Origin of the sequence: Leucobacter sp. UCD-THU (genome assembly GCF_000349545.1) — a bacterium.
Classification (GTDB): domain Bacteria; phylum Actinomycetota; class Actinomycetes; order Actinomycetales; family Microbacteriaceae; genus Leucobacter; species Leucobacter muris.
This window is the reverse complement of the sequence record NZ_KB714601.1, coordinates 317,494-329,939: the sequence shown is the minus strand read 5'-3', so window position 1 is coordinate 329,939 and position 12,446 is coordinate 317,494. Positions and strand designations below refer to the sequence as shown.

Annotated in this window: 10 protein-coding genes; 5 read left to right on the top strand and 5 right to left on the bottom strand. The window is 72.5% G+C overall.

Annotation, left to right across the window (positions count from 1 at the left end):
* Positions 1–18 precede the first annotated feature (18 nt).
* Positions 19–294, bottom strand: a complete 276-nt coding sequence (locus H490_RS22510; protein ID WP_017883711.1) for a hypothetical protein — start codon at positions 292–294, stop codon at positions 19–21.
* An 86-nt stretch (positions 295–380) separates the two neighbouring features.
* Positions 381–2,006, bottom strand: coding sequence for an acyl-CoA carboxylase subunit beta (locus tag H490_RS22505; RefSeq protein WP_017883710.1), 1,626 nt, complete (start codon positions 2,004–2,006; stop codon positions 381–383).
* Positions 2,007–2,175: 169 nt separating this feature from the next.
* On the opposite strand from H490_RS22505, the gene H490_RS22500 reads away from it, so the two are divergent.
* The 5 genes from H490_RS22500 (at position 2,176) to H490_RS22480 (ending at position 8,159) form a co-directional block, all read left to right on the top strand.
* On the top strand, positions 2,176–3,021 hold the full coding sequence (locus H490_RS22500) for a biotin--[acetyl-CoA-carboxylase] ligase (protein ID WP_017883709.1): 846 nt from the start codon (positions 2,176–2,178) through the stop codon (positions 3,019–3,021).
* A 35-nt stretch (positions 3,022–3,056) separates the two neighbouring features.
* The gene (locus H490_RS22495; RefSeq protein ID WP_017883708.1) at positions 3,057–3,923 is read left to right on the top strand and encodes a helix-turn-helix transcriptional regulator; all 867 of its coding nucleotides are present in this window, start codon (positions 3,057–3,059) and stop codon (positions 3,921–3,923) included.
* 158 nt (positions 3,924–4,081) lie between these two features.
* On the top strand, positions 4,082–4,999 hold the full coding sequence (locus H490_RS22490) for an ABC transporter ATP-binding protein (RefSeq protein WP_017883707.1): 918 nt from the start codon (positions 4,082–4,084) through the stop codon (positions 4,997–4,999).
* Positions 4,996–6,054, top strand: coding sequence for an iron-siderophore ABC transporter substrate-binding protein (locus H490_RS32670; RefSeq protein ID WP_017883706.1), 1,059 nt, complete (start codon positions 4,996–4,998; stop codon positions 6,052–6,054). The genes H490_RS22490 and H490_RS32670 overlap by 4 nt, the downstream gene beginning before the upstream one ends.
* Positions 6,051–8,159, top strand: coding sequence for an iron ABC transporter permease (locus H490_RS22480; protein WP_017883705.1), 2,109 nt, complete (start codon positions 6,051–6,053; stop codon positions 8,157–8,159). The genes H490_RS32670 and H490_RS22480 overlap by 4 nt, the downstream gene beginning before the upstream one ends.
* 48 nt (positions 8,160–8,207) lie before the next feature.
* Here H490_RS22480 and H490_RS0115810 read toward each other — a convergent pair whose 3' ends face one another.
* The 3 genes from H490_RS0115810 to H490_RS22470 form a co-directional block, all read right to left on the bottom strand.
* Complete coding sequence (locus tag H490_RS0115810; protein WP_017883704.1) at positions 8,208–9,038, bottom strand: alpha/beta fold hydrolase; 831 nt, start codon at positions 9,036–9,038, stop codon at positions 8,208–8,210.
* A 124-nt stretch (positions 9,039–9,162) separates the two neighbouring features.
* Positions 9,163–10,578, bottom strand: coding sequence for an APC family permease (locus H490_RS22475; protein ID WP_017883703.1), 1,416 nt, complete (start codon positions 10,576–10,578; stop codon positions 9,163–9,165).
* 40 nt (positions 10,579–10,618) lie between these two features.
* Complete coding sequence (locus H490_RS22470; protein WP_017883702.1) at positions 10,619–12,244, bottom strand: amidohydrolase; 1,626 nt, start codon at positions 12,242–12,244, stop codon at positions 10,619–10,621.
* Positions 12,245–12,446: the final 202 nt, after the last annotated feature.

Genomic DNA, 12,446 nt, shown 5'->3' with positions numbered 1-12,446 from the left:
GCCGCGCTCCTGTTCCGGTCAGCCCTCGATCAGCAGCTCGGCGATGCCCTCGGGCACCCGCTGGGAGCGCGACCACGGCTCGCGGTCCCGCCGCGCCACGCGCTTGCGCCGCTGGGTCTCCTCGCTGCGCACCCGCGTGAGCACCGCGATCACCGCGGCCCGCTCGTCGTCGCTCACCCGGCGGGTCGCGAAGCGGATGTCGTCGCCGTGCAGCGCGTCGTCGAGCTCTCCGAGCGCCTGGCGTCGGGCGGCGTCGCGCGCCGCGGCGTCGGGCGGCAGCAGGGGATCGTTCACGGTGGGTTCCTCTCGGTCGAGGGCGCGGCTGAGCGCGATCCCTCGAGAATACCTGGATGAGGCGCGGTGCGCTGCCGCGTGCGGCCCTACAGCGGGATGTTGCCGTGCTTCTTCGCCGGCAGCTCGTCGCGCTTGCCGCGCAGACCGCGCAGGGCCTTGATCACCGCGAGGCGGGTGCCGGCGGGCTCGAGCACGTTGTCGAGCTCGCCTCGCTCGGCCGCGAGGAACGGCGAGGACACGTCGGCCGTGTACTTCGCGGTGAGCTCGGCGCGCAGCGCCTCGACGTCGTCGCCGCGCTCGGCCGCGGCCGCCAGTTCCTTGCGGTAGAGGATGTTCACGGCGCCGGCGCCGCCCATGACGGCGATCTCGGCGGTGGGCCAGGCGATGTTGAAGTCGGCGCCCATCTCCTTCGACCCCATCACGATGTACGCGCCGCCGTAGGCCTTGCGCGTGATGATGGTGACGAGCGGCACGGTGGCTTCGGCGTAAGCGTAGAGCAGCTTCGCGCCGCGGCGGATCACGCCCTGGAATTCCTGGTCGGTGCCGGGCAGGTAGCCGGGGACGTCGACGAGGGTGAGGATGGGGATCGAGAACGCGTCGCAGAAGCGCACGAAGCGGGCGGCCTTCTCGCTGGCGTCGATGTTGAGCGTGCCCGCCATCTGGTTGGGCTGGTTGGCGACGACGCCCACGGTGCGGCCCTCGACACGGCCGAAGCCGATGAGGATGTTGGGGGCGAACAGCGGCTGCACCTCGAGGAAGTCGCCGCCGTCGAGGATCGCCTCGATGATCACCTTCATGTCGTACGGCTGGTTCGGGCTGTCCGGGATGACGGTGTTGAGCTTGCGGTCGGCGCTCGTGATCTCGAGCGCGGTGTCGCTGTCGTAGACGGGGGCCTCGGCGAGGTTGTTGTCGGGCAGGTAGCTGATGAGCGTGCGCGCGTAGTCGAGCGCGTCGAGCTCGTCGCTCGCGAGGTAGTGGCTCACGCCGCTCGTCTTGTTGTGGGTGAGCGCGCCGCCGAGCTCTTCGAAGCCGACGTCCTCGCCCGTGACGGTCTTGATGACGTCGGGCCCGGTGACGAACATGTGGCTGGTCTTGTCGACCATGATGACGAAGTCGGTGAGCGCGGGGGAGTAGACGGCGCCGCCGGCCGACGGGCCCATCACGATCGAGATCTGGGGGATGACGCCCGAGCACGCCGTGTTGAGGCGGAAGATCTTGGCGTACTTGCTGAGCGCGACGACGCCCTCCTGGATGCGAGCGCCACCCGAGTCGAGGATGCCGAGCAGCGGGGCGCCCGTCTTCAGAGCGAACTCCATGGCCTTGACGATCTTCTCGCCCGCGACCTCGCCGAGGGATCCGCCGAACGTCGTGAAGTCCTGCGAGAACACGACGACCTGGCGGCCGTGGATGGTGCCGGCTCCGGTGACGACGGAGTCGCCGAAGGGGCGGGTGTTCTCCATGCCGAAGCCGTGGGTGCGGTGCTTCACGTACTTGTCGAACTCGACGAAGGAGCCGGGGTCGAGCAGTGCCGAGATGCGCTCGCGCGCCGTCATCTTGCCTCGGGGGTGCTGCTTCGCGGCGGCGGCGGCGTCGCGGTCGCCCACGGCCTCCTGGTACTTGCGGCGGTGGTCTGCGATGCGGCCCGCGGTGCTCGCGAGCGACTGCGCTCCCTGCGGAGCGGTCGCGGCTGCGGTGGCGTTCTCTTCGGTCACGCCTGCCAGCCTAGCGCGGCCCCCTGGTCGATGGTGTATGGACACCTCCAACGGAGTCGGAAATTCGTAGTCGATCCCCTACGAGCGGAGGGGCTGCCCTGCGCCCCGCCGTTCCCGGGCGGAGCACCGCGGTGCGGGGCGGGCGAGCCGGGGCGATACCGTGGGAGTTATGGAACTGACGCGCACTCGCGAACTGCTGCCCGAGGTGATCTGGCGCGAGAGCTCGCCCTCGACGAACGCCGAGCTGCGGGATCTCGCGAGCGCTCCCGCGGGCGGCGCCCTGCCGCACGGAACGCTGCTCGTCACCTCGAACCAGACCGCGGGCCGGGGCCGCCTCGATCGCGGCTGGGTGACGCCCCCCGACACCGCGATCGCCGCCTCGCTGCTGGTGCGCGGCTTCGGGCGCAGCGGGCTCGGGATCGGCTGGCTGCCGCTTCTCACGGGATCCGCGATGGCGTCGGCGCTGCAGCCGCTCTTCGGTGAGGGGATGCGCGTCGGGGTGAAGTGGCCGAACGACGTGCACGTGCGCGACGAGCATGACGCGATGGCGGGGCGCCCGGGCAAGAAGCTCTGCGGAATCCTCTGCGAGCTGCTCGGCGATGGGGCGGTGGTGGTGGGCACCGGCGTCAATCTGCTGATCCCCGAGTGGGAGCTGCCGACGGAGCGGGCGACCTCGCTGCTGGCGGCGGGCGCCGATGTGGGAGCCGGGGCGGAGGGGGAGGAGCCGACGCTCGCCCACGACGCGGGGCGGGATCTTGCCGATCGGGTGCTCTCGGCCTACGCCGCCGAGCTGTTGCGCCTCGTCGACCTCGCGGCCGCGGATCCCGACGCCGCCCGCTCCCGCGTCGCCAGGCAGTCGCTCACCCTCGGCACCGAGGTGCGGGTGCACCTGCCGGGCGGGGAGATCGTGGACGGGCGGGCACGCGCGCTGGCCGACGACGGCTCGCTGGTGGTCGACGTGCCGACTGGCGGCGTACTCACGGTCTCGGCGGGCGACGTCGAGCACCTGCGCTGAGTTCGGCTCCGGCGCGCGGCCGTACACTCGGTTCCATGGCGGTACCCCTGCGCGACGATCCCGGCCCCGGGGCGTGGCGGCGCGAGCCGAGCACCGTGGTGAGGCCGGCGCCCGCGGCGCCCGCCGATCCGGTCGGGCCGTTCGTCATCGTCGCCGAGTCGCAGGTGGCCGAGGCGCCGCTCGAGTGGGAGCCCCACGCGCACCCGATGCACGAGCTCGTGTGGGTGCGCGGCGGCACGATGACGGTCAGGATCGGCGACCGCCTGCTGACCGTGCCCGAGGGGCGGGGGCTGTGGCTGCCCGCCGGGGTCGAGCACGCCGGCCGGTTGACGGCCGGCGCCGAGCTCTCGGACGCCTTCTTCGCGCCCGATCGCACGCCGGTGGCCTTCGACGGCCCCACGGCGATCGCGATGCCCCCGCTGCTCGAGGCGCTGCTCGCGCACCTCGCCGACGAACGGCTCGGCGCCGGGGTGCGGGCGCGGGCGGAGGCCGTCGTGTTCGACGTGCTGGAGCCCGCCGAGCAGCAGTTCGCGCTGCAGCTGCCCGGGGATCCGAGGATCGACCCGATCGCCGAGGCGCTGCTGGCCGACGCGGGCGACGGGCGCGGGCTCGACGACTGGGCGCTGGAGCTGGGGCTCAGCGAGCGCACCGTCACCCGGGCCTTCCGCCGTGCGACGGGCCTGTCCTTCGCCCAGTGGCGTCGTGTGCTCCGGGTGCATCTCGCGCTCAAGCTGCTGGCGGAGGGCTTCGATGTGGCATCGGTGTCCGAACAGCTCGGCTATGCGCAGCCCAGCACGTTCATCGAAGCTTTCCGGAGGGTAGTGGGGGCGACTCCGGGGTCGTTCTCATTCCGCTCATCGAGCCCCCACAGGGTGTCCGGAAAACCGCTCCATCTGTCCTGAGTTCCGGATTGCAGCCACGGGTGCACCTCTATAGTCTGATCAAGGCAAGGTAACCCTTACTTCTGATCCCCGCGTCGGCGGTCTGCTGCCCACCCGCTCCGCAGGGGAGGCGCGACCGTCTGCAACGGGGCGTTCCCGTCACCGCGAACCCGGAATCCATGAATCACACGACTCCCGATGCAGACCCGGCACCGTCCGCGGGCCTCTCCCCCGCACGGTCCGAGCCCCCGGCCCTGCACGGCGAGCGGCTCGTGCTGAGCCATGGCAGAACCGCCGTGGTGCAGGGCGCGTCGATCGCTCTCGAACCGGGCCGCGTGACCGCCCTGGTCGGCCCGAACGGCAGCGGCAAATCGACGCTGCTGCGCGCACTCGCCAGACTGCACCGCGTGTCGGACGGCCGGGTGACGCTCGGCGCCCGCGACGGCGGGCCGGAGCGCGAGGTCTCGACGCTGAGCGCGCGCGGCTTCGCTCGCGAGGTGACGCTCTTCTCGCAGGCGCGCCCGGCCCCTCAGGGGCTCACCGTGCGAGAGGTGGTGGCCTTCGGCAGGCACCCGTACCGGCGGGGCTTCTCGCGGCTCTCCGATCGGGATCGCAGCGCGATCGACCACGCTCTCGGAGTCACCGGCACGCACGTCATGGCCGATCGGTCCGTGGGAGAGCTGTCCGGCGGAGAGATGCAGCGCGTCTGGCTGGCCTCGTGCCTCGCCCAGCAGACCGGAGTGGTGCTGCTCGACGAGCCCACCAACCATCTCGATCTGCGCTACCAGGTCGAGACCCTCGACCTGGTGCGGGATCTCGCCGACGAGCATGGCGTCGCCCTCGGCATCGTGCTCCACGATCTCGACCACGCCGCCCGGGTGGCGGACAGCCTGATCCTGCTCGACGCCGGGCGGATCCACGCCGCCGGCGATCCCGCCGAGGTGCTCACCGCGCAGAACATCGGCGAGGTCTACGAGATCCCCGTCGAGGTCGTCGTCGACCCCCGCACGGGGCGCCCGCGCATCGACCCCCTCAGCCGCGCCGAGCGCGCGGCCCGAACCGCACCGAGAACCCACACGAAAGAGGCTCACCCATGACCCGAGTTCACCGACTCCCGACAGTCGCCGCGACCGTCGTCGCCCTCGCCCTCACCGCGACGGCCTGCGGCACGACCGCCGTCGACGCCCCCGCCGGAGAGGTGCCGCAGGCGATGTCGCAGGCCTGCATCGACGACCCCACCGAGACCGCGAGCGGGCCCGTGTCGCTCACCGACGCCCTCGGCCGCACCGTCGAGCTCGACGAGCCGGCGGAGCGCATCGCGGTGCTCGAGTGGCAGCAGATCGAGGACGCGCTGACGCTGTGCGTCGCGCCCGTCGCCGTCTCCGACGCCGAGGGCTACTCCACCTACGTGAGCGCCGAGCAGCTTCCCGAGGGGGTCGTCGACGTGGGCACGCGCGGCGAGCCCGACCTCGACGCCCTCTACGCCGCCGATCCCGACCTCATCATCGTGGAGGCGTTCAGCGCCGACGACGACATCATCGCCCAGCTGGAGAAGAGAGACGTGCCGGTGCTCGCCACCGTGGGCGCCGACGCCTCCGATCAGATCGGCAACATGAAGCAGGTCTTCTCGATGATCGGTGAGGCCACCGGCCGCACCGAACGGGCCGAGCAGGTGCTCGAGGAGTTCGACGAGCACCTCGCCGAGGCCACGCAGCAGGTGGCCGACGTCGACCTGCCCACGAAGGAGTTCCTCTTCTTCGACGGATGGGTCGAGGGTGGCAACGTCGTCGTGCGCCCGTACGGTCAGGGCGCGCTCTTCACCGAACTCGGCCAGCAGCTCGGCCTGACTCCCGCGTGGACCGACGAGATCGACGAGGCGTACGGCAGCGGCGGGGTGGACCCGTCGTACGGCTTGGCCCAGACCGACATCGAGGGGCTCACCGCCGTCGGCGACGCCAACCTGTTCTACTCGGACGACGCCACTCCGGACAGCTACGTGGCCGAACTCGAGAAGAGCAGCATCTGGGCCTCCCTGCCCGCCGTGGTCGAGGGCCGCGCCCACGCGTTCCCGGCCGGCGTCTGGGGTGCGGGCGGCCCGCTCTCGAACCAGCAGGCGATCGACGCCTACGTCGACATCCTCACCGCGAAGTGAGCGGAGCGCGACGGCCCCTGCCGGCTCTGCTCGGGCCCGAGCCAGGCGGCTCGGGCCCGGGCGGAGCGGTCGGCGGGGCCGTCGTGCTGCTGGCGCTGCTCGTCGCGGTGGTGCTCACCGGGGCGTGGCATCTCACGCAGGGCACGTCCGGAGTCGGCGCCTGGGATCTGCTGCGCGCCCTCGGCGGCTCCGGCGAGCGCGTCGGCGGAGTGCCCGTGACCGAGGTGCTGGCGGGCTCCCGACTGCCGCGCCTGCTCGCGGGGGTGGCGGTGGGGTTCGCCCTCGGCGTCGCGGGTGCGCTGCTGCAGTCGGTCACCCGCAACGCGCTCGCCGCGCCCGACACCCTCGCCGTGACCGCCGGCGCCTACTTCGCACTCGCGTGCGCGGCCGCGTTCCGCATCTCCGTGCCGTTCTGGGCCTCCGGCGCGGTGGCGTTCACGGGAGGCCTGCTCGCAGCCGCGCTGGTGCTCGGCCTCGCGGGCCGGGCCGCGGGCGGTGCGACCACGCGCCTCATCCTGGCGGGCTCGGCGACCGCGATGGCGCTCGACGCCGCAACGGCGATGCTGCTGATCCTGTTCCGCGAGAACACGACGGGGCTGTTCGCGTGGGGAGCCGGATCGCTCGCGCAGCTGAACATCGACGCGCCGGCGCGCGCGGCCCCGCTCATCGGTGTCGTGCTGGTCGCGGCGCTGCTGCTCTCGCGCAGGCTCGACGTGATGAGCCTCGGCGATGACACGGCCGCGTCGCTGGGCGTGCCGATCCGCTCGACCCGCATCGCGGCGGTGCTGTGCGCGGTGCTGCTGAGCAGCACCGCCGTGACCCTCGCCGGGCCGATCGCGTTCGTCGGGCTCGGCGCCCCCGTGCTGGCCCGGCTGCTCGCGGGCCGGGTGCGATCGCTCAACCGGCACCTGCTGCTCGTGCCGGTGGCCGGGCTCATGGGCGCCCTGCTCGTGCTGCTCGCCGACGCCGGGCTGCGCGCCGCGCTGGGGGCCGAGGGGGCGGCCTCGGTGCCGACCGGCGTGCCCACGGCGCTGCTCGGCGGCATCCTCATCGTGGTGCTCGCGCTGAGGCTGCGCGACTCCGGCCCGATCCGCCAGCCGAGGCAGGCGCGCGCCGGGGCCGGGTCGCGGCGTCGCTTCCTGATGGTCGCCGGCCTCGCGGTCGCGCTGCTCGCGGCGGTCGTGCTGATCGGGTTGCTCGCCGGCAGCCTGTGGCTGCGCACGGGCGATCTCGCGCTCTGGGCGCAGGGCGCCGCTCCGGATCTCGTGGCCCGAGCGCTCGACGAGCGGGCGCCGCGGGTGACGGCAGCGGTGCTCGCGGGCGCGGCCCTCGCGCTCGCCGGCTGCGTCGTGCAGAGCACCGTGCGTAACCCGCTGGCCGAGCCCGGCGTGCTGGGCATCACCGCCGGCGCCGGCCTCGGCGCGGTGGCGGTGGTGACGTCCGGAGCGGCGGGCGGGCGCCCGCTGCTCATCGCGATGGCGGTCCTGACGGGCCTCGCGACCTTCGCGGTGATCGCGCTGCTCGCCTGGCGCGGCGGCCTGCTGCCCGACCGCTTCGTGCTGATCGGCATCGGCTGCGGCTACAGTCTGAGCGCCGTCAGCACCTTCCTGCTGCTGCGGGCTGACCCCTGGGACACGCCCCGCATCTTCACGTGGCTCTCCGGCACCACCTACGGCAGATCCCTCCCCGACTCGGCGCCCGTGGCGGTGGCGCTGCTGATCGCGGTGCCGGTGCTGCTCGGCATGCAGCGCAGGCTCGACCTGCTGGCCATCGACGACGACACCCCGCGCATCCTCGGGGTGCGGCTCGAGGGCTCGCGCTTCACGCTGCTCGGGATCGCCGCGGTGCTCGCGGCGGTCAGCGTGGTCGCGGTGGGCGTCGTGGGGTTCGTGGGGCTCATCGCACCGCACCTCGCCCGCGCCCTGGTCGGCGCGAGGCACGGGCGCGTCATCCCGGTCTCGATGCTGCTCGGGGCGCTGCTCGTGGGGGTCGCCGACGTGCTGGGCCGCACGCTCATCTCACCTGCCCAGCTGCCCGCGGGGCTCATGATCGCGCTGGTCGGAGCGCCCTACTTCGTCTGGCTGCTGCGTCGCTCGCGGGTCTGATCCCCGAGGGGAGCGCGGGACCGCCGCCGGGCGAGGGCGGCCGCCCGCTCACGCGGGGTGCAGGAACTCGCGGATCTCACGCGCGATGAACGCCGGTCGTTCGGCGACGAGCCCGTGCGACGCGCCGGGCACGATGCAGAGCCGGGCGCCCGGGATCGACGCCGCGATGAGCAGACTGTGGTCGGGGCGGATCGTGTCGCGGTCGCCCGACATCACGAGCACGGGCGCGGCGACGGATGCGAGGCTCGCCGGGTCGATGCGCGGCTGCGATGTCCAGAGCCGCAGGAGCTTGCCGAGCACGATCTCCGCGTGCTGCGGACCGTCGGGGGAGAGCCGGTCGTAGTGCGCGCGCTCGACATCGGGTTCGGTGCTCGGGTCGCGATCCGAGCCCCCGCCCCCGCCGGACTCGCTCGCCGCCGCGCTCGCCGCGGTCACGGTCTCCGAGCGCGTGGAGCGCGCCCGCTCGTCGAGCACCACCGCCCCCGCGGCCTCCGCGGAGTGCGTGAAGGCCGAGGGGTCGAGGTTCGCGCTGATCGAGACGAGCGAGCGCACCCGGTGCGGCTGGTCGCGGGCGAGCAGCAGTCCGATGATCGCGCCGTCGCTGTAGCCGATCACGTGGGCCGCCTCGACGCCCTGCGCGTCGAGCACGGCGAGAGCCTCCGCGACGCCCCGCTCGTAGGAGTACTCGCCGTCGATGTCGGCGGAGCGCCCGTGGCCCGGGCGTTCGAACGCGATCACCCGGTGATCCGGCGCGAGGGCCTCGGCCTGGTGCCGCAGGGACTCGAGCGAGCAGAACCCGCCGTGCAGCAGCAGCACGGGCTCGCCGGTGCCCGAGTCCTCCGTGTAGAGGTCGGTCTCTCCGATGCGCAGCAACGTCATGCGCTCCATCTTGCCCGATCGGGCCGGTCGAGCCCCGCACGCGCCGAACGGCCCGGCGTCTCGAGACGCCGGGCCGTTCGGACCGACCGCTCACGGGAGGGGGACGCGCCCCGCACCCTTCCGATCAGCTGCGGGGATCGAGCGGGTACTCCTCGGCGAGCTGGTCGATCTGCTCGGTCGTGGGATCGTTCTCGGAGAAGTCCATCTTGGGCACCGGGCGCTTGAACCCGCCCGTGACGATCGCGATGATGATGACGCCGATGACGAGCCAGATGCCGCCCACGAGCCAGGTGCCGGGCTCGAGCGAGGTCCACAGCCAGATCGTGAGACCGAAGCCGATGAGCGGCGCGACGCCGTGCGTGAGTACCTCGCGCGCCGTGAGGGGCTGCTTGCGACCGCCCTTCGGGAACAGGTAGGTGCGGATCACCGAGAGGTTCACCATCGCGAACGCCGCGAGCGCGCCGAAGCTGATCATGAAGGCCACGGTGTCGAGCGAGAGGAAGAGGCTCGACAGCGCGAACACCGACACGGTGACGGCGGCGACGATCGGGGTGCCGAAGCGACGGTGCAGACGCGAGAGGGGCTTCGGCAGCATGCCGTCGCGGCCCATCGCGTAGAGGATGCGCGAGACCGACACCTGGCCGGTCATGCCCGAGCCGAACGCTCCCACCACGTAGACCGCGACGAAGAACGCGGTGAACGCCTCGCCGCCGATGTTGTTCATCACCGTGACGCCGGCGGCGTCGACCTCGCCCGCGGTGAGCGACTCCCAGTCCGGCTGGTAGGCCATGGCGCCGGCCCACGAGACGAGGATGAAGAAGAGGCCTCCCACCATCGTCGCGAGCACGATCGCGCGCGGGATGTCCTTGCGGGGCCGCTTGGCCTCCTCGGAGAGCGTGGAGACCGCGTCGAAGCCGAGGAACGAGAGCGCGAGGATCGCGGCGCCGGAGGCGACCGCGCCGATCCCGCCCTCTCCGAAGGTGAAGGGCTCGATGAGGCTGATCTCGGTGTTGCCGCCGAGCGAGTGCTTGAAGGCGAGCACCATGAACAGCACCACGAGCACCACGGAGAGCGCGATGATCACCATGTTGGCCCGGTTCACGAGCGTGATGCCGAGCACGTTGAAGACGAGCACGATGAGCAGCGCCGCGAGCGTGAAGATCCACGCGGGGATCGCGGGGAACTGCGTGTTCAGGTAGATGCCGATGAGCATGAAGTTGATCATCGGGATGAACAGGTAGTCGAGCAGCATGACCCAGCCGGTGAGGAAGCCTGCGGCACCGCCGAACGACTGCTGCGAGTAGGTGTAGGCGGAGCCCGCGACGGGGTAGCGGCGCACCATCGCACCGTAGCTGGCGGCGGTGAAGAGCATCGTGACGACCGCGACGACGTAGGCCGCGGGGAGGTGGCCGTCGGTGACCTGGTTGAAGATGCCGTAGGTCGTGAAGACCGTGATCACCGTCATGTAGGTCACGCCGAACAGCGTGAGGCCGGTGAGGCCGAGTGCCCGCTTGAGATGCGGCTGGGATGAATCGCTCACAGTGTCTCCTTTGAATCGAGTGAAGCGGTTGTGATGAAGATTACGCCCGGTATGTTTCGTCGCCGGCGAGCCAGGTGCCGTGCACGGCGAGGTCGGCGATCGCCTCGGGGGCGATCGAGAGCGGATCGGCGGAGAGCCACACGGCGCCGGCGATGCGGCCGGTCTCGAGGGTGCCGCGATCTGCGCCCGCGAGGGCCTGGCGGGCGATGCCGGAGGTGTACGCCGCGTAGGCGGTACCCGCGTCGACGCGCTCGGCGGGCAGCCAGGCGGGGGCGCCGGGCTCTGCGTGGCTGTGCCGCGTGATCGCGGTCGAGAGCGCGGGGCGCCAGTCGCGCGTGGTCACGGGCCAGTCGCTGCCGAACGACACGGTGGCGCCGCTGCGGTGCACCGAGCCGATGAGGTACTGCCACTCGTCGCGGGGGCGGCCGAGGTGCGGGATGGTGAGGTCGCGCATCACGGCGTCGCACTGCGCCCAGTAGGGTTCGAAGTTGGCGATGACGCCGAGCTCGGCGAAGCGGGCGATGTCGGCGGGATCGAGCACGGCGACGTGCGCGACGACGTGGTGCCGTTCGCGGGCGGGATCGTCTCGGGTCGCCGCCTCGAGCGCGTCGAGGGCGTCGCGGTTCGCGGCGTCGCCGATGGCGTGGATGTGGAGCTGGAACCCCTCGGCGTCGAACGCGGCGGCGGCCTCTGCGAGTTCCGAGGCCGTCCAGTTCGGCAGGCCGCGCTCGTCGGGACGGTCGGCGTAGGGGGCGATCATGGCGGCCGTGTGGCTCTCGATCACCCCATCGGCGAAGAACTTGACGGTCTCCGCGGTGAGGCGATCCGCGCCCAGCGCCCGCACTTCGGCGCGGGCCGCGACGAACTCCTCGACCTGCCGGCGCCAGCGGGCCGGGTCGGCGCGGAAGGCCAGATTGAGGCGCGTGTGCAGGCGGCCGGCTTCGGCTGCGGCGACGTAGACGGGCAGGGCGTCGAGCTCGACCCACGCGTCCTGCACCCAGGTGGTGCCCTGGGCGGCGTAGCCGAGGGTGGCCTGCTCGAGGGCGGCGACCCGCTGCGCGAGCGAGAACGGAGGCACGACGTCGGCGAGGAAGTCGTTCGCCGCGGCCTCCTGCAGGGTGCCGAGCGGCGCGCCGTCCTCGCGGCGCACGATGCGGCCGAGGGCGGGGTCCGGGGTCTCGGCAGTGATGCCGCCCGCCCGCAGCGCTGCGGAGTTGGCCCACGCGGTGTGGTAGTCCCAGGCGCGCAGGATCGTGGGGGTGTCGCCCGTCGCCTCGTCGAGCCATCGCGCGTCGAAGAGGCCGCCCTCGGCGAAGGTGGCGTCGTAGCTGCCGCCCACGATCCATTCGGCCTCGGGATGCTCGGCCTTCCACGCCGCCACGGCCTCGAGGATTCCCGCGAGATCGGAGGCCTCGCGCACGTTCGGCCCGAGCGCCTCGAGCCCGCCGAGCAGCGGGTGGGCGTGGCCGTCACCGGGCGCCGGCGCCAGCACGCCGCCCGCGAGGTCCACGCGTACCGCCCCCGGCTCCGAGGCCAGCGCCTCGGCCGCCGTGCCGTGGGCCGCGACTCGGTCGTCTCTGAACGCGATCGCCGTGCTCGTGACGGGGCCGTGCTCGCCCGCGGGGTCGACGAGCACGGTGCCGCCGGTGAAGATCGTGAGGCTCATGGGTGCGTCCTTCTCTGCGTGGGGGCTGCGAAGGCGAGAGCGGCGCGCCGAGCGGCGATGCCGGCGTCGGGGGCAGCGGCCACGGGATCTCCTTCGATGTGTGCTCGGCCTCGCGACGAATCGCTCTCGCCGCGACGCGGCACGCAAAATGAACGGGGTTCTTTTCGGGTGCCGCGTCGAGAATAGTACGGAACGGCGCGTT